Here is a 17404-nt window from a genome sequence, read left to right as displayed (position 1 = left end):
TCCGATCGGGGCGGGGATGTGGTGGCTGGGAGCGTGCGAGTGCAGTGCTCATACAGGGGTTTTGGGTCTTCCAGGGTCGACTTCGGTACCAGGTGTATCGACGCGTGGAGCATCGGTGATGCCGATGAGCTGGTGCAGGCGTGCCAGTGGGCGCGGTGCCCACCAGTTCCAGCGGCCGGTCAGGGCCATGATGGAGGGGACGAGGATCGCTCGGATGACGGTGGCGTCGATCAGGACCGCCAGTGCCATGCCGATTCCGAGTTGCTGAAGGAAGGTCACCCCGGAAGTGGCGTAGGTGGCGAAGGATGCGGCCAGGATGAGAGCTGCTGCGGTGACGACGGGTGCGGAGCGTGAGATGCCATCGATGATGGATTGGCGATTGTCTCCGGTACGGTCGAATTCTTCTTTGATGCGCGAGAGCAGGAAGACTTCGTAGTCCATCGACAGGCCGTAGGCGATGCAGAACATCAGGATGGGGATGCTCGGCTCGATGGCACCGGTAGGGGTGAAACCCAGCAGCCCAGCAAGATTGCCGTTCTGAAAACCCCACACCAGGACACCGAACATGACCGTCAGTGACAGCAGATTCAGAATGGTGGCTTTGATGGGGGCGATGATCGATCCGGTCATCACGAACAGAATGGCGAAGGTGATCAGTGCAATGAGCACGGCCACGAGCGGGAGCCGGGCGGTGACGCCGTCGGTGTAGTCGTCGAGCATCGCGGGTGAGCCGCCGACGAGTACCTGGCCGGGAGGCTCCACCGACCGTACCGCGGAGACGAATCCGGCTCTGTCGTCCAGTGATTCGCGAGTCGGTACCACCGAGAGGTAGCTGCCTGCGGTGTCGGGAGTGAAACGGACGGCGCCGTTCGGTGGAGCAGTGAGCGCCCTGTCGGGTTCGACGGTGCCCAGTGCGCTGTCCACTCGTAGCACCTGGGGCAGTGCTGCGAGATCGGAGGCGTACCGAGCGAGGCCGTCCGGTGCGATGGTCGGTGCGACGAGCAGAATTGCGTCTGCATCCTCGCTGGCGTAGTCGTCGCGGATGGTGTCGTACAGGGCGCGGACCGGAACCGACTGCGGCAGGATGCGATCGTCCGGTGCGCCGAACCGAACGCCTAGTACCGGCGCTCCGAGCAGTATCAAGATCACCACACCGGCGATCGCGAACACTGCAGGTCGGCCGGTCGTGGCCACGGTGATCCGCCGCCACACGGTACTTCCGTCGGTGTCCGGTTCCTTGCGCCGTAAGGCGCGGTGCCCGAGCAGCACCAATGCGGCCGGGAGTACGACCGTAGCGGCGAGCACGGCGGTGGCGACGACGGCTATCCCGGCGTAGGCGAACGAGGCCAGGAACGGGAACGGGAAGACCAGCAGAACGGCCAGTGACGCGGCGACGGTGGCGCCGGAGAACATGATGGTGCGTCCGGCTGCCTGCGCTGCTCGCTGCACGGCCAACGTCAGGTCAGCGGTGCGGCGGGCTTCCTCTCGGAAGCGGTAGATCAGGAACAGTCCGTAATCGACGCCGAGTGCAATGCCCATCACCAGCGCGATGTTCGCCGCGAAGGTCGATACTTCGGTGAAGGCTGCCACCACGCGCATGATGGCCAGGGTGCCGACGACGGAGAACAGTCCGGTTGCGAAGACCACTGCGGCGAGACGGAGCCGCCGTAGGACGGCCCACAACAGTGCGATCACCAGCGGGGCGATGATCAGCTCTGCTCGGAGAAAGTCGGTCCTGGATTGTTCTGCGACGGAGCGGAACACCTCGTCGCTGCCGCCGAGAGCGATGTCGATGTTCGAGGTAGCCGACCGGCTGAGTGCCTCGTCGAGAGCGGGAAGGACCTGTTGCCGGATTTCGGTGGCGTCGCCCGGTGCCCACGCCTGGATCAGCGCCGAGCTGCCGTCCCCGGCGGCGAGGGTCGGAACCTCTTCGGTCCAGTAGGACCATGTGTCGTCGATGCCGGGGAAGGTGTCGACGAACTCGGTCAGACGTAACCCGTCCGCGGCGACGGCCGAGCTGTCGACGTCGCCGGTCTTCGCGGTGACGAGGATGGTGATGTTGGGTGTGCCGGTCTGAAAGGTGTCGTTGAGCAGCGCCTCGGCTGCCGCAGACGGGGCGTTGGTCGCCTCGAACCTGTTCAGGGACAGTGCATTCATCGCACCGGCAGCGACTGCTGCGAGCACGAGGAAGAGGACGCCGGCCACTACGAGGGTGAGGCCGGGTCGAGTTGTGGCGAATCGGGTGGGCATCGCGGGTCCCCCTGCTACCGTGGATACGAGCGATTGCTCGTGATTTGCGAGAATACGAGCGAAAGCTCGTCTTGTCTACCGGAAAGCCTGGAGTTCACATGCCGAATACCTCGACGCCAACTACCTCTCCTGCACCCAAGCGTCAGGATCGCGGACTCAAGCGCATCGCTGCGATCCTCGACGGTGCGGAGGAGTTGTTCGGAGAAGTCGGGTTCGACGCAGCGACCACGAACGCTATCGCCAGCAAATCGGGCATGTCACCGGGTTCGCTGTACCAGTTCTTCAGAAACAAGGAAGACATCGCCGCAGCATTGGCGGAACGCTACGTCGTGGAGTTGACCGACGCCCAATCGGCCGCGGTCGATCCGCGACCGGACGGCTTCGTGGAATCTCTACCGCAGTTCATCGACCGGGCCGTCGACAATATGGTCGCCTTCAATGCGGCCAATCCGGCTTTCCTGCAACTGTTCTCGCGAGCAGATACCCAGCCTGCCCTGTATACCGCAGTCGTACCATTGCAGAGCGAACTCTCCCAGAGGGTCGCCCAGACCTTGGCCGCACTCGCACCGACCCTGTCCAGCGAACGCATCGACCTCCACGCGCTGGTGGCCTTGCAGATCACCCGCGGAATGATGCCCGTCATCGCCGCAGAAAAAACTAACAAGAAGGACCAGCTCGTGACCGAGCTCAAGGCGGCACTGATTCGTTACCTGTCCGAGGCACTCGCCTCACCCTGACGGAACAGAGACCCGCGCCGCCGCAGGCCGTGCGTACTCCCAGTCTGAAAAAAGCTGCAGCAGTAGCTGTTTTGACGTTTTTCAGTTGTGCTGCCAGCAATCACTGCTTTTCGTACACTATGGGATCCGCGCCGATCGATACTTCGATGCGTGGTGGAGCATTCGGTCGAGGCTCAACGCCCCGCGTCGTATGCTCGGTCAGCGATCGGCGACCTTAGGCGCGCACCCGGCGGCGGACCATGCGACCGGCGTGCATCGCCGCAACTTTGGTCCAATCAGGGTGTGCAATTAGCCGTCACAGCTGGACCGATGACCGCCGGACTCACGCAGGTTCCGGTGTTGCCGCGCCGGTCACCGCATGACCTGGGGGACGGTTCGCTGTTTTTCGTTCTTTGGGTGTGTCGATCAATGCGTTATGTGCAGCATCGCGTACCCAGCCTGTGATTCTGTCGAGGGTTTCGGATGGCAGGTGCCATCGTTGCCAATACAGGGGAATGGTGACGTTGTGGTCGGGGTCGAGGTGAACGAGTGTCCCGTCGGCGAGGTCGCGTGCGATTTGTCCTTCCGGTAGCACGCCCCACCCGAGTCCGAGTCGAGCTGCAGTCAGGAATTCGCGGTTCGATGGGAGGTAGTGGATCGGGGGCTCACGGTGCGCCTTGATCTTGCGTAGATAGGCGTGTTGCAGGTCGTCCTTTTTGTCGAATCGCAGCATCGGGAGGCGGCTGGGATCGCAACCGTCGGAGTCGGCGTCGCGAATGAGTGAGGGTGCGCACGCGGGCCAATAGACCATGGCTCCGAGCGGTTCGACCGTACAGCCAGGTGCTGCGGTGCGTGAGGTCGTCACGGCGGCCATGACCGCGCCTTGACGCAGTAGAGCGTCTGTATGGTCCTGATCTTCGATGTGGAGGTCCAGCAGTATCCGTCGGTCGACGGCTATCGCTTTCATCACCGGTTGGAACCACGTCGAGACCGAATCGGCATTGATAGCAAGTGAAAAGCGCAGCGGTGCAGCAGTATTCGTTGTCGTTGAGCCGCCGCGTAGCTCAGCGTCGGCGTCGACGGTGAGGACTTCGATCTGCCGCGCGAGTCGGAGCAGGGCTTGCCCGTTTCTGGTGGGTAGTACCGGCCTGGTTCGCTGTAGCAGCGCGGCCCCCGACGCTCGTTCGAGCGCGGTAATGCGTTGGCTGACTGCAGAAGACGAGATGTGCAACGCCGTTGCAGCTCCCTCGAACGACCCTGAATCGCAGATCGCGGCAAGTGTGGCGAGCTGATCGTGGTTGTACATCCACAAATACTAAACCTAGATCAGCGATACTTAGGAAACGTGCATCGATGCTGGAGCGGTCGTACCGTTCTTGCCGTGAACAACCCCGTTCTGGCCTATCTCCCCGTCGCTATCGTCTTCGGAATAATCCCAGGTCCTGACGTCATGTTGGCGGTCAAGCACTCGCTTACCGGCGGTGTGCGTCACGGCATCGCCGTAGCTTTGGGTGCGGCGACGGGGTCGATGGCCTGGGGCATCGCTGCGGCCGTGGGGTTGGCGTCCTTGCTCACCAGCGTCCCCGGGGCATTCGACGCGGTACGTATCGCAGGTGCCGCCTACCTGGTGTTTCTAGGAATTCAGAGTATCTGGCAGCGCAAGGGCAGCTTCACCGACGTCGATGCCGCGACTTACAACGCGCACCAGCCGAAGTGGTCGCGAGCGTTCATGACCGGTTTCGTCGCGGACCTGTTGAATCCGAAAATGGGTGCGTTCTACCTGGCGGTGCTGCCGCAGTTCATTCCGCGCGACGGGAACGTTTTCGTTTGGTCCATGCTGCTCATGTCGATCGAGTTCGTGGTGGCGCTGATATGTCTGTCCTCGTACGCACTTCTTGCCTCGTCCGCTCGCCGGTTCTTGGAGAAGGGCCGCTTGGGGGCGTGGCTCGAGCGTGGACTGGGTGTTGTTCTGGTGGGATTCGGCGTCCGGCTGGCCTTCGAGTAAACACCCCCGCCGTCCGAGCCCTTCTCCCTTCGCTCTTTCAACTACTCGACCCGAGCCCGACCTGACTTGATTGTGTAACGACGCCTTGGCCCGGGTCCGCGCCCCGGGCCGTCCAATCCCGCCAGGTCTTGGCTTTGCCGTGCCCTAACCCGAACTTTCCTGTACCGAAACCGAACCATCACGCACACAGAGGGGTACCGATCAATGAGCGAAAAGCTCTGGGGTGGAAGATTCTCCACCGATATCACCGACGATGTACTTCGCTACACAGAGACAGCATCGGTAGACAGCAGAATGCTCGAACACGACCTGTGGCAGAACATCGCTCATGTTCTGATGCTCGGTCGCGCGGGAATCAACACCGAACCCGACACCAAAGCGCTTCTCGCTGGGCTGCTCGACATGGAGAGCAGCCGAGCCGACGGTGGATTGCAGCTCGACGTCCGACAAGAAGATGTGCACCTCAACACCGAATTCATGCTCATCGAACGGATCGGACCCGTCGGCGGCCGCATGCACACCGCACGGTCCCGAAACGATCAGGTGCAGACCGACGCACGCATGGTCACCCGCGAGTGGCTGCTCGATGCCAGCGAAGAACTGCTCATGTTCGTGCAGGATCTGCTCGGGTGCCCCGAGTCGGAACGAGAAGCAGTTCTACCCGGCTACACGCATTCGCAGGCAGCGCAACCGATTTCGGTAGCATTTTGGAAGGCTGCGCACGCACAGGCCTTGCTGCGTGATGCCTCCCGACTGATGGATGCCTGGAAGCGCATCAACATCAATCCGCTCGGCGCGTGTGCGCTCGCCGGAACTACATTCGCCCTGGACCGCGATTACACCTCCCGGCTTCTCGGGTTCGATGCACCGATGGTCAATGCGCTCGATGCGACGTCGACGAGGGACTGGACAGTCGAAGTAGCGGGCGCAGCTGCCAGCGGTGCTGTGAATCTATCTCGCATGCAGGAAGAGATCGTCACCTGGAGCTCGAACGAATACGCTCTCGCCGAAGTGCACGATTCGTTCGCGACCGGTAGCTCGATCATGCCGCAGAAGAAGAATCCGGTGGTTGCAGAACTGGCGCGAGGGAAGTCCGGTCGCGCGGTGGGTGCGCTGGTGCAACTGCTGGTGATGGAGAAGTCGGTCGGTCTCGGGTACAGCTGCGACCTGCAGGAGGACAAACCGGTTTACTGGGGCGCCCTCGATACGTACCTCGACACCATTCGCCTGTGCCGACGCCAGAACCTGCACACCGCGTTCGACGGTGCTCGCGGCAGAGCCCTGTGCTGGGACAACTTCTCGACCGCGACAGAGATCGCCAACATCTTGGTCTCTCGGTTCGACGTTCCTTTCCGCACAGCCCACCGCATCACCGGTGACCTCGTCAACGCCGCCCTCGCAGCCGGTCACACCCTGCGCAACGTCGCGTTCACCACCACTTTCCTCCGCGAGGAACACGACATCGACATCAGTGAGGTCGACATGAAGCAGATATGCGATCCGCTCCACACACTGCGCAGCTACATCTCTGCCGGATCCACCGGACCGACGCGGGTCTCCGAACAGCAGGAGCAAGGCCTGGCCGACGTGACCGACAGACTCGCCGAAATCCGGCAAGCCAGAACCCGCCTCTGGGAGGCGAAGGCGGAATGCCTACGAGCAGCGCGATCCGTCGTCGGCGGCGTGAGCGTGCCCGAACTCGCGATGGAGGTCGGGGTATGAGCATCGTCCTGGCATATTCCGGCGGATTGGACACATCCGTTGCCGTGCACTGGCTCAAAGAGCGCTATCAGACCGAGGTCATCGCGTACTGCGCGAACCTCGGCCAAATCGAGGACCTCGAGGCCGTCTCGAAGCGCGCAACCGCGGCCGGCGCGTCGGAAGTTATCGTCGAAGACGTCCGAGACCTGTTCCTCCACGACTATGCAATCCCGGCTCTCGCCGCCGGCGCTGCATACGAGGGAAAATATCTTCTGGCTGCACCGTTGTCTCGACCGTTGATCGCCGAGCGGCTGGTCAGCATCGCTCGCGAACGCGGTGCATCCGCAGTCGCTCACGGTGCCACGGGCAAGGGAAACGATCAGGTCCGGTTCTACACCTCCGTGCGGGCGTTGGCTCCCGAGCTCGACATCCTCGCACCTGTCATCGATTGGGAAATGACCTCCCGCGGTAGCGAAATTGCCTACGCCGATCGTCACGGTATCGATGTGGGTGTCAGCAAGACGACGCCGTACAGCATCGACACCAATATCTGGGGCACCAGCATCGAGTGCGGGGATCTCGACCTCATCGACCACGCTCCACCGCCCGATGCATGGCAGATCACGACCGCGCCGGTGCAGGCACCGGATCGTCCAACAACGATCACGATCGAGTTCGAAGCAGGCATCCCCGTCGCTCTCGACGGCCGCAAGCTCGACCTGATCGACCTGGTCAGCGAACTCGGGGACACAGCGGCCGCGAACGGTATCGGGCGTACCGAAATTCTCGAGAGCCGCATCGTCGGATTCAAGAGCCGCGGAATCTACGAAGCACCCGCTGCAACAGTTCTTCTCGCTGCACGAACCGATCTCGAAGCACTCGTACTGGACCGAGAGACGCTCCACCACAAGCGGTCCATCGCCGACCAGTACGCAGAGTTGGTCTACTACGGCTACTGGTTCACCGATCTGCGTGCAGCACTCGATGCTTACTGCGCCCGTCTGGCTCACCGCGTGACGGGCACAGTGACCGTCGAGCTGTACAAGGGCTCCGCTCGATGCATCGGCCGGACGTCCCCGAAATACGGCCGATACAGCTCGGCTCTGGCCGATTACGAAGAGGCAGACACCTTTCTACACGAAGCAGGTGCCGGATTCGCGTACTGCTGGGCTCTCCCACTCACCGAAGGAGTTGTCACTCGATGAAAGACACCCGCTCTGTTCTGCTCATCTCCGACGGATCACGGTGGGGCGAACTCGCCCACGACTTTCTCCGCCGCAGATTCGCCGACGTCGACTGGTTTGCCTGGGACTACGGCGATCCAGTAACTCGATCGTTCGATCAGTGGCACGGGTGCGACCTGCTTCTGTCCTTCAAATCGGACTTCATCCTGTCCGAGGCCACACTCGATCGAGTGCGGGAACTGGCCGTGAACTTCCACCCGGCGACCCCGAACTACCGAGGGATCGGCGGATATCGCTACGCGATCGACGACAACCAGACGCAATTCGGGGCCACCTGCCACATCATCACCCCGAAGGTAGATGGCGGTCCGATCATCGCAGTCGACCGATTCGACATCGTCCCAGGCGAATCCGAGACGAGCTTGAGCGAACGCACCGCCGCCGCCGCACTGGCTCAATTCCATCGAATCGTCACCACAATATGCAACGGCACCGCTATCAGCGCCGATCACAGCGAACAATGGGGACAACGTCTCTACACACGCCGCGCCCTCGACGCAGACCGCCGAAAGCGTGGGGAGCTGGTCGAAGCGTGAGAACACTGCACTCACCCTCCGCCACCCACGAGCCCCACGATCGGCCCAGGTCGCCCGAAGCCCATGGCGGTACTGCAGTTCGCAACGGCCCCTTGGCGATCATCGAATTCGACGGTGAAGGACACAACACGTTCTCCACAGACAAGATGCGCGGCATCACCGAGTTGGTCTGGCAGCTAGGGGACACCCCGGATGTCGAGGGGCTGGTTCTGTACGGGGGAGACGGTCGATCCTTCGGTGTCGGCGGTGACTTCAACGAAGTCAAGGACTTCACGGGAGGCTCCGAGGTCAACCGATGGATCGACGCCTGCGTGGACATGTATCGAGCAGTTCTGTCGATCTCGAAACCGACCGTGGCAGTCATCGACAAATACTGCATCGGCATCGGTCTTCAGTTGGCACTGTGCGCCGACTGGCGCATCGGAACGTCGACGTCGGACCTCCGTATGCCCGAGCTCAAGTTGGGTATCTCCTGCATACTCGGAGCTCCGCTCCTGCAACGCCGAGTAGGGCCTGCCGTGGCGAATCGAATGATCATCGGGTGCGATCGATGGCTCGGTACCACCGCACTCTCCGACGGCCTCCTCGATGAACTCGTTGCAGCCCATAGTGACCCGCTCGCTGCAGGATGCACCCGAGCACAGGCACTGGCCGAGTACCAATCGGTGCCGTTTGCCCGCACCAAGGCGTTCGTCAACCACGATCTGCTGCTCGACATGGAACGAGCCCGTATTGCAGCAATAGCCGGCCACCGAGCGGGGTTCGCTGCAGGCGATGCGGCCCAACAGAAGATGCGCACAATTGTCGGAGACAACCCATGACCCCAACCGATCATGGGTGGGTCGTCTTTTCGCACAGCGGCCGCATCCGCCGTGTTGGCGGACATACCGGCCCCGTTCTGAACCGCAACGACGGAACAGTCATGATCACGACGCCGCTGCACGGCGAATGCCGAGTCTTTCTCTCCCGCACCGATGATGCACGGACATGGGCGGTGGGAGCGCAATTCGCGGCGACCGCCGCGAGTGTCGGTCACCGCGCAGGAACCACCACGGCACTTCGCCCCGGGACGACTCTGGTCTGCTCCGCCGACGGAGAGTTGTCGGTGCACCGCGCTGTCCCCCGATCGTCGCCGTCGGGCGGTGTCCCAGGGTGTTCGCTCGAACAGGCCATGGGGTGGCTCGACCATGGATTACGCACTGCAGCAACGGAAATCGCATCGTCGGGTCGTCCCATTCGCTTACTGCTCTCCGGTGGTGTCGACTCCGGACTCCTCGCCTCCTACTTGTGGAGGGCCGGTGCCGACGTCCGTGCACTGACCCTCCGCACACCCTGGGGTGACGAAATCGACGGTGCCTCTCGAACAGCGCGCCACGTCGGTCTGCCGCTCGACGTCATCGACGTCACCGCACAGGAATCGACAGCGGCGATCTACCCGTGCATGCAGCACACTCAATCCGATGATGCAGAAGTCATCACCGTGCATCTGCTGGTGACAGTGGCCTTCGAGTTGGCGCGAGCATGTGGTGCCGACCTCGTGACCGGACTCGGCAGCGATCTGCTCAACGCCGGAAGCGATTTCGGTATGGGCGCAGTCGCCGGCGATCTGAACGAACGTATCGACGACGCCAGCGCATCAGGAATGATGGTGACCGGCCAATTCACCCCAGGGCCGCGCATGTACCACCCGTACTGGAGTCCTGCTCTACTGCACCTTCAACAGAGTGTCCCCGCTCAGCTGAAGACCGTCGACGGCATCGAAAAGTACTACCTCCGCGAGCTCGCGGCCTACCAACTGCCCCGTGAGACTGCGTTCGGGAGAAAAGTCGCAATCCACCAAGGGGCGGGTTTGTCAGCAGGGTTGGACGGCGCGCTCGGAGAACAACTGGCTGCCGTCTGTGCCCAAATCCGGGCACAGACCCTCGATGAGGTCCCTCTGGGAAACCACGATGTTGCGGTCGGCGGTGAGCAGCGGTGACGGCCACCGATCCCGGAGATCTCGCGGCAGTGGCCACCCGGGATGGATTCGCTCTGGTCGGCGACGTCGACTTCGGCAGAAGCGACTTCGAGGTCTTCGTGCAGGGGCTCGGGACTCTCGCCACACATCGGTTCGGCACCGGAAGCGCAGGTCTGCTCGATCTCGACGCAAGCCCGCTACCGGACCGCGTCGTCACCGGGCGCAGTGCCCTGCCTCTGCACACCGACGGCACACTTGTCGGGACCTGTCCCAAATACATTGCGCTGTATTGCAATGCAGTCGATCAGCCCACAGGATCCGGACGCACAGAACTCTGTCTGCAATCGGATCTACTCGATGCAACACTCCCACCGGACCTGAGCACGGTGACCGACGTGGATTGGGAGTACTACGTCACCGACCAATCCCACTTTCCCGACGTCGCGCACCGCTGGCTGTCGATTCCACCTGCAGTGCGATCAGCAACGGGGACAACGCGGTTGAACGTGGCACTCCCGTTCACCGAGGAACGGACCACCCCCGCAGGATGGTCGGTCCGTCTGGCGGGCTCGACCGAAGAAGACAGCCGGGCCGTCTTCGCACGGCTCGACTCCTACCTGCGGGGCAGTACCAGCTTCTACTCGCACGACTGGGCCCCGGGTGATCTTCTCGTCCTCGACAACGAACAGGTTCTGCACGGGCGGACAACGATCGAACCGGGCAGCGTCAGACACTTGTTCCGAGGACAGATCAATGTCTGACGCGCGAGGGTTCCTCGCCGCACTGAACAGCATGCCCCAACAGGATCAGGACGCACTTCACCAGGGACGACGCCATACGACGTTCGGGGAGCTGTCGGCCGCGGCGATGGCATGGCGTGATGCACTGGCACCGGTGATCGACGAAGGCGACGTGGTCGTCGTCGATCATCACCCCGGGGCCGCAGACTTCGTTGCAGCACTACTGGGAACGATGGCCGCCGGCGGCGTGCACCTGGCGAGCCGGACGCGGCATCCAGCATGGGACCGACTGAGCGCACTGGGCCGCCGCTGGCACGCCATTACCGACCACGACATCGACCCCGACCTGCCCGAACTGGCCTCCGTGTTCGATGCAGCAACCCGAAAGCTCCGATACTGCAACCCAACGCGTCAATGCGACGTGACCGAGCACGACACCGTGCGAGGAAGAATCCTCGAAACATCCGGATCGAGTGGTGAGCCGAAATGGGTGTACTGGACCGAGGAATCGCTGTTCGCCGACCGCACCGACTGGTGCCAGCAGCTCGGTCTGACAGCCGACGATGTGATCATCAACATCCACCCCCTCGATTTCGCGCACGGGATGGACGTTCACGTTCTCGCGGGCTTGCTCTCGGGAGCACCCACGGTGCACCTCGACGCCGGTCTCCCGGCCTCTGCCCACGCGAGAGCGATTTGCGACTGGAACGGTACCTATATGAGCGCCCTTCCCTCGCACTACGACGCGATCGCAGCGTCACCGGCGGCATCGGAGCGAATGGGTGAACACCTGACCACCGCACTGACGGGCGGGGCTCTCCTGACGCCGACCACTGCGCGACTGATCCACCAGCGGTGCGGGGTCCACCTACGCAGGCTCTACGGGGCCACCGAGTGCGGCATCATGTGCGCAGATCTGCGGCCACAGTTGCAGAGCGCGGCCGAACTGCGGCCCCTACCCGGGGTGGAGATGCGAGTGCGCCCCATCCACGGAATCGACGCAGATACCTATCGAGTGGGCGAGCCCGAATTCCGCCGAGCGCACCGAGCCGAAGGCTACTGGGGACACCCGGACCGTACACAGAGCGCATTCACGGACGGCTGGTATCGAAGCGGGGACGCGGTGATGGTCCACGACAACGGTGCCATCAACGTCCTGGGCCGCATCGATGACGTATGGACAAACAACCACGGTCAACTCTGTTCGGCAGGCGTCCTGGTCGACGAGATCACCGCACTCGACGAGGTCGACGAGGTCGTCGTCTTCGCCCCAACGGCCACAGGAGCAGACACACCGACGACAGTACTGTGCCGCCTGGCACCCACCGGGGCAGACCTCGGACGAATCCACCTTCGCGTCACCGAAGTGATGAACAGCTGCGGTCTCATCGGAAAGATCACTCTGATGTCCGACTGGCCGAAAACGTCTGTCGGCAAGCCCGACCGGCGCGCATTGCTGGCATGGTGCAGAGCGTCCTGAGTTCGACATCACACGGATCAGAAAGGGCAGACATGAGCGCCGCGTCCCCACAAGGGTTTCACTGCTGGACAACCCATTTAGGACTGGCAGACGAAGGTAAAGACGACTTCTCCATGGTCATCTCCGACAGGCCGTGCACCTCGTCGGTCGTTTTCACGAAGTCACTGTTCGCGGGCCCCTGCGTCACCTTGAGCAAGACCTCGATCGAGCAGACCAGTCCGCGCGGGGTCCTCGTGTTGGCGAAGAACGCCAACGTCGCGACCGGCGCGGAAGGGCTCCGCAACGCCAGCGAGATACGCGCATCCGTCGCACGAACCGTAGGAATCGAACCCGATGCCCTGATAATGGCCTCCACCGGAGTCATCGGAGTGCAATATCCGATGGACACCATCCGCGCCGGACTCGACGGGCTCGGCCAGGGAACACCACTCGACGCGCACGCGGTGGCCCGAGCGATCATGACCACCGACACCCGCGCCAAGGTCTCCGAACGAGCCGTCGGCACCAGCACCATCGTTGGAATCGCGAAGGGCGTCGGGATGATAGAACCGGACATGGCGACCATGCTGTCGTTTGTCTTCACCGACGCCGACGTCCCCCAGGACACGCTCAACCGAATCTTTCGTGACGTTGTCGACCGCACCTACAACTCGGTCTCGATCGACACCGACACCTCCACCAGCGACACAGCGGCGGTCTTCGCCAATGGTGCCGCCGGCCCGGTACCCGATACCGAGTTCGAGCAGGCTCTCGAGGAAGTGTGCACGGATCTGGTGAAAATGATTGCCAGCGACGGCGAAGGTGCGACCAAGCTGATCGTCACTACGGTCTCGGGTGCATCGAGCGAGCGCCAAGCGCGCGTGGTCGGGAAGTCGATCATCAACTCTCCCTTGGTCAAGACGATGATCCACGGTGAAGACCCCAACTGGGGTCGAGTTCTCATGGCTATCGGAAAATGTAGCAACGAGGTGGACATAGAACCCGACAGAATCCGAGTCGCATTCGCGGACATCGATGTGTATCCGAGCTCGTCACTCGACCAGCACGACACCGTCGAGGTGGTTCGTGAACACCTTGCAACTGCCACCGTCGAGATCAACGTAGACCTCGGAATCGGCACCGACACCTGGAGAGTGTTCGGTTGCGACCTCACCGATGAATACATTCGAATAAACGCGGACTACACCACATAGAGATCACTCCAATCACTTCACCAACAGGCCGCAGTAACGTGGAGTGGGCATCCGGCCTCGACGCCTCGACCTGTCGAAGCCGTTACAGCACGTCGCCTGTGGCCGTTGATGTTGCCGGTTCTGCCGGACTCTGGACATGAGCAAATTAAAGACCGAACACGATTCGCGCCGGGGGGCGAAAATGGCTGCAACCGATAGAGAACCTTCAAAAAGGTTCCGAGACAATGCCCATAACGACCGCAATGCCACAACTCTGATCAAAACTTCCGACCACGCATCTAGCGAAGAGCGTAGTCACGAGCTGTACACCGTGTACGGAACCGCGTGTCACGCGCCTGAACGACAGTGTATGACACGACTCACTGCGCGAATAGTCGATGGGGACAGCTTAGCGTCGATTCGGTGCGGACCAGGAGAAATTACTCGTCGACAGGTTGATCTCGAAGCCGATCCACGATTCTCCGTGAGGATTCAATACGTCTTATCGGGCGAAGTAATTCTGTCGCAGAACGGCGTCCAAATATCGCTGAAGAGTGGAGGCATTGGCCTATACTATAGCGATTACAGTTATACAATGACTGTAACCCGTGCCAGCTGTTTAGCGGTAGTCACGTTACGGCAGAGGGTGGGCTCAAGAGAAGACTTCGACGCCGCCTCGGGTCGAGGTCTTCGCGTTGTGCCAAACGCTGAAGGTACGGGGAAAATACTCTCAGATACTTTACATTCTACTTCGAGAGAAATTGGAATGCTGAACACGTTCACGGCTCATAATGTCATCTCAGCCGTTCGATTACTGGCGTGGGAAGGAATGCACCCGCCCCATGGCCACGCACCGCCTGACCAGCAATCCGGCCTCGTAGCGACGGCGCGCTTGATGATCGAGAAGAATCTTTCTGATCCCACGCTCAATCCCGACCTACTCGCGCGCAAACTACATGTATCGGTTCGTCAGCTGCATCGCGCTTTCGAGCGAGAGGAGCGAACTCTGTCCGCTTATATAGCATATGAGCGCATTGAAAGGTGCGCTGCCGATTTGATCGACCCAAGCTTACAACAGATACCGATAGGCGACATCAGTGCGCGGTGGGGGCTTAGTGACCAGTCGAGACTTTCTCGGCTATTTCGCGAGTTGAAGGGTTGCTCGCCTTCGGAATTCAGAAGGTTTTACGCGGAACCCAGCTAATTCGAGAACACATCCACCGATCAATTCCGAGTGGTCAAGACCGGAACGAAGGTTCTCGTACCGGCGCGCCGCGTCGACGTGATCGAACTCGCTGGGCAACAAGTACACGACCGGGTGACGGATTCATCAAGACAAAATTCTTGACCTTGCTCGAGGTAGTGACGGTCCGGCTATCCGTCCACGGTAGCTACCACGCAACTCCGTCACGTCCGCGCGCACTCGCGCCGATCGGGGCATCGCCTTCACGGCATAAGACGATTGATCTGCGGGTTCTCGCGGTAGACGTGGCTGTAGTCGTTGTCGACTTTGGAGGGCCCGACTCCGAGGACTTGATCGTTGGCCGGTTGCGGCTTCCATGGTCTCCTCACGGCCGGCGCAGATGGGTGCCTACCTGCACTGGACCCCGTAGGGGACTTCGACCCCACTTGTCGCACGGTGCCAAAGTTTTGTCGCTTCGCGACGAAGAGCTGTGGAGGTATTTCCGCAATTAATTTCGATAAGTAGCGTCGAAGACATCATCAAGTCGCCGACCTTGCAGGTCGCAATGGTTCATTCGACATGTCGACTTGAGATACAGAAATGATGGGGAGAACCGAAGAAGGAGACTGTGATGATCTCGGCAGATCAATATGCGCGCGATAGCTATGAACGTGAGTTGAAAGCTCACTGGGACGCTAAAACAACCGATGACATCAATCTCCTACTGGGCGCTGATGATGATCTTTACCACCATCACTACGCGATTGGCGATTTCGACCGCTCTATTCTGGATTCCGTAGGTGAGGAGCGAGAGAACGCGATTTTGCGAGAGTTGCATCGAATGGAGAATGATCAAGTCGGACTGATCCTCGACGCCCTCGGTCCTTTGCCGCCCAACTCTCGCGGCATGGATGCCGGGTCAGGTCGCGGGGGAACATCTTTTCGTCTCGCTGGAGCGACGGAGAGCCGAATCGACGGCGTCAATTTTTGCGAACATCACGTCGCGTTCGCCGAGCAGATCGCACGCAAACGCGGTTGGGATAGCCGCGTTCAATTCCACCTCGGGAACATGCTGCAGGCACCATTTCCTGATCACACTTTCGATTTCGTGGTCTCAAACGAGACGACGATGTACGCCGACGCGTACGAAGCAATGGCCGAGTTCTCCCGCCTACTGCGACGGGGCGGTCGCTACGTAATGACCACCTGGTGCCGCAACGACGCAGTCGACCCACGCTCGGACGCGACAAGGCAGATCGATGAACATTACGTATGCCGAATGCACCGCCGAAGCACTTACTTCAAGGCCTTCGCGGCAAACGGCCTGATTCCGTACCGCGTGGCTCAGTACACACACGAAGCTATGCCGTACTGGGAGCTACGCAACAACAGCAAACTCCGCACCGGCGTTGAGGATGCGTTCCTCAGCGGCTACAGCGACGGTTCACTGAACTACCTAGTGATTGCGGCCGAACGCATCTGAGACATCCACCCGGAAACCACAAACTTGAAGGAGCCTGAAATGCCGAACCTCGACGTGGCAGTCCTCGGCCAGCATGACGTACAGCAGCGCCGCTACTGGGATGCCAAAAAATCCGACGATATCAACCTGCTGCTGGGCACTGAAGACGGCTTGTACCACCACCACTACGGAATCGGTGACTACGATCACTCTGTACTCGCTGCACCTGCGGAGCTGCGGGAGTCACTGATCCTGCGCGAACTTCACCGGATGGAGTCGCTGGAAATCAACCTTATCGTCGATGCATTAGGGGAGGTCTCACCGAGCTCTCGTGTCATGGACGCGGGATCGGGGCGAGGCGGAACGACCTTCACAATCGCTGATCGATTCGGCTGCCGGGTAGACGGGGTGAACTACTGCGCTCACCATGTCGAGTTCGCAGAGAAGTTGGCCCGTGAACGCGGGAGCTCGGACCGTGTGCAATTCCACTTCGCAAACATGGTTCAGGCCCCCTTCGAGGACAACACCTTCGATTACATCGTCTCCAACGAAACCACGATGTGTGTCGACCTAGGGGAGGCGTTCACCGAGTTCGCCCGGTTGCTGCGCCCCGGCGGCCGCTATGTCGCAGTCACCTGGTGCCGCAACGACGTAGTTGCTGAGCGTTCCGAGGCATCACGGTTGATCGACGAAGAATATCAGTGCGCTATGCACACCCGCAGTACTTATTTCCAAACTCTGGCAGCAAATGGTCTGGTGCCGTATCACGTTCAGCGATACACCGACGAAGCCATCCCGTACTGGGACCTGCGCAACCAGGCAGCGTTGCGCACAGGTGTCGAGGAACCATTCCTCCAGGGCTTCCGCGAACGCAGCATCGACTACTTGGTTATCGCGTGCGAGCGTCTGTAGCGGTGGCCTGAGATATCCGAGTTATCCACGCGCCAGCGATCCTCGG

General features: G+C 61.2%; 15 protein-coding genes. 13 read left to right on the top strand and 2 right to left on the bottom strand.

What is annotated here, in order from left to right; translation table 11 throughout:
- Positions 1-48 precede the first annotated feature (48 nt).
- Positions 49-2250, bottom strand: a complete 2202-nt coding sequence (locus CH251_RS24795; protein ID WP_052069823.1) for an MMPL family transporter — start codon at positions 2248-2250, stop codon at positions 49-51.
- Positions 2251-2348: 98 nt separating this feature from the next.
- Between CH251_RS24795 and CH251_RS24790 the strand changes: the two genes are divergently transcribed.
- Positions 2349-2987 carry a TetR/AcrR family transcriptional regulator gene (locus tag CH251_RS24790; protein ID WP_015586117.1) on the top strand — a complete coding sequence of 213 codons (639 nt, stop codon included), beginning with the start codon at positions 2349-2351 and terminating at the stop codon, positions 2985-2987.
- 322 nt (positions 2988-3309) lie between these two features.
- On the opposite strand, the gene CH251_RS24785 is transcribed toward CH251_RS24790, so the two are convergent.
- Positions 3310-4272, bottom strand: coding sequence for a LysR family transcriptional regulator ArgP (locus CH251_RS24785; protein WP_015586118.1), 963 nt, complete (start codon positions 4270-4272; stop codon positions 3310-3312).
- A 75-nt stretch (positions 4273-4347) separates the two neighbouring features.
- On the opposite strand from CH251_RS24785, the gene CH251_RS24780 reads away from it, so the two are divergent.
- From CH251_RS24780 to CH251_RS24725, 12 genes are all read left to right on the top strand, one after another.
- Positions 4348-4971 carry a LysE family translocator gene (locus CH251_RS24780; protein WP_032364998.1) on the top strand — a complete coding sequence of 208 codons (624 nt, stop codon included), beginning with the start codon at positions 4348-4350 and terminating at the stop codon, positions 4969-4971.
- A 204-nt stretch (positions 4972-5175) separates the two neighbouring features.
- Positions 5176-6693 (top strand): argininosuccinate lyase, encoded by a 1518-nt coding sequence (gene argH / locus CH251_RS24775; RefSeq protein WP_052047792.1) that lies wholly within the window; start codon positions 5176-5178, stop codon positions 6691-6693.
- Positions 6690-7877 carry an argininosuccinate synthase gene (locus tag CH251_RS24770; protein WP_015586121.1) on the top strand — a complete coding sequence of 396 codons (1188 nt, stop codon included), beginning with the start codon at positions 6690-6692 and terminating at the stop codon, positions 7875-7877. The genes argH and CH251_RS24770 overlap by 4 nt, the downstream gene beginning before the upstream one ends.
- Positions 7874-8452 (top strand): formyltransferase family protein, encoded by a 579-nt coding sequence (locus CH251_RS24765; RefSeq protein ID WP_032364999.1) that lies wholly within the window; start codon positions 7874-7876, stop codon positions 8450-8452. The genes CH251_RS24770 and CH251_RS24765 overlap by 4 nt, the downstream gene beginning before the upstream one ends.
- Entirely contained in the window at positions 8449-9273 is an 825-nt protein-coding gene (locus CH251_RS24760; protein WP_052047791.1) for an enoyl-CoA hydratase/isomerase family protein, read from the top strand. The genes CH251_RS24765 and CH251_RS24760 overlap by 4 nt, the downstream gene beginning before the upstream one ends.
- A 101-nt stretch (positions 9274-9374) precedes the next feature.
- Positions 9375-10430: an asparagine synthase C-terminal domain-containing protein gene (locus tag CH251_RS24755; protein ID WP_033188359.1), complete on the top strand. Its 1056-nt coding sequence runs from the start codon at positions 9375-9377 to the stop codon at positions 10428-10430.
- Entirely contained in the window at positions 10427-11170 is a 744-nt protein-coding gene (locus tag CH251_RS24750) for a TauD/TfdA family dioxygenase (RefSeq protein ID WP_015586125.1), read from the top strand. Before CH251_RS24755 ends, CH251_RS24750 begins: the two co-directional genes overlap by 4 nt.
- Entirely contained in the window at positions 11163-12629 is a 1467-nt protein-coding gene (locus CH251_RS24745; RefSeq protein ID WP_032365002.1) for a class I adenylate-forming enzyme family protein, read from the top strand. The genes CH251_RS24750 and CH251_RS24745 overlap by 8 nt, the downstream gene beginning before the upstream one ends.
- The gene (argJ, locus tag CH251_RS24740) at positions 12611-13822 is read left to right on the top strand and encodes a bifunctional glutamate N-acetyltransferase/amino-acid acetyltransferase ArgJ (RefSeq protein WP_306430905.1); all 1212 of its coding nucleotides are present in this window, start codon (positions 12611-12613) and stop codon (positions 13820-13822) included. The genes CH251_RS24745 and argJ overlap by 19 nt, the downstream gene beginning before the upstream one ends.
- Positions 13823-13958: 136 nt before the next feature.
- The gene (locus CH251_RS28320) at positions 13959-15005 is read left to right on the top strand and encodes a helix-turn-helix domain-containing protein (protein WP_080730062.1); all 1047 of its coding nucleotides are present in this window, start codon (positions 13959-13961) and stop codon (positions 15003-15005) included.
- A gap of 610 nt (positions 15006-15615) precedes the next feature.
- Positions 15616-16467 carry a cyclopropane-fatty-acyl-phospholipid synthase family protein gene (locus CH251_RS24730; protein WP_015586129.1) on the top strand — a complete coding sequence of 284 codons (852 nt, stop codon included), beginning with the start codon at positions 15616-15618 and terminating at the stop codon, positions 16465-16467.
- Between the two features lie 39 nt (positions 16468-16506).
- Positions 16507-17358 (top strand): cyclopropane-fatty-acyl-phospholipid synthase family protein, encoded by an 852-nt coding sequence (locus tag CH251_RS24725; RefSeq protein WP_032365004.1) that lies wholly within the window; start codon positions 16507-16509, stop codon positions 17356-17358.
- The last annotated feature ends 46 nt before the right edge of the window (positions 17359-17404 follow it).

This window comes from Rhodococcus sp. 06-462-5, assembly GCF_002258315.1.
In the GTDB taxonomy this organism is placed as follows: Bacteria; Actinomycetota; Actinomycetes; order Mycobacteriales; family Mycobacteriaceae; genus Rhodococcoides.
Note: the sequence above shows the minus strand (reverse complement) of the source record. Positions and strands in the feature narration are given on the sequence as shown.

What these genes read in the sequence shown, in the direction of transcription:
- CH251_RS24765 (WP_032364999.1), top strand. Translation starts at nt 7,874, where the DNA reads ATGAAAGACACCCGCTCTGTTCTGCTCATCTCCGACGGATCACGGTGG.
- CH251_RS24790 (WP_015586117.1), top strand. Translation starts at nt 2,349, where the DNA reads ATGCCGAATACCTCGACGCCAACTACCTCTCCTGCACCCAAGCGTCAG.
- CH251_RS24770 (WP_015586121.1), top strand. Translation starts at nt 6,690, where the DNA reads ATGAGCATCGTCCTGGCATATTCCGGCGGATTGGACACATCCGTTGCC.
- CH251_RS28320 (WP_080730062.1), top strand. Translation starts at nt 13,959, where the DNA reads ATGAGCAAATTAAAGACCGAACACGATTCGCGCCGGGGGGCGAAAATG.
- CH251_RS24730 (WP_015586129.1), top strand. Translation starts at nt 15,616, where the DNA reads ATGATCTCGGCAGATCAATATGCGCGCGATAGCTATGAACGTGAGTTG.
- CH251_RS24755 (WP_033188359.1), top strand. Translation starts at nt 9,375, where the DNA reads ATGATCACGACGCCGCTGCACGGCGAATGCCGAGTCTTTCTCTCCCGC.
- CH251_RS24795 (WP_052069823.1), bottom strand. Translation starts at nt 2,250, where the DNA reads ATGCCCACCCGATTCGCCACAACTCGACCCGGCCTCACCCTCGTAGTG.
- argJ (WP_306430905.1), top strand. Translation starts at nt 12,611, where the DNA reads ATGGTGCAGAGCGTCCTGAGTTCGACATCACACGGATCAGAAAGGGCA.
- CH251_RS24745 (WP_032365002.1), top strand. Translation starts at nt 11,163, where the DNA reads ATGTCTGACGCGCGAGGGTTCCTCGCCGCACTGAACAGCATGCCCCAA.
- CH251_RS24785 (WP_015586118.1), bottom strand. Translation starts at nt 4,272, where the DNA reads ATGTACAACCACGATCAGCTCGCCACACTTGCCGCGATCTGCGATTCA.
- CH251_RS24725 (WP_032365004.1), top strand. Translation starts at nt 16,507, where the DNA reads ATGCCGAACCTCGACGTGGCAGTCCTCGGCCAGCATGACGTACAGCAG.
- argH (WP_052047792.1), top strand. Translation starts at nt 5,176, where the DNA reads ATGAGCGAAAAGCTCTGGGGTGGAAGATTCTCCACCGATATCACCGAC.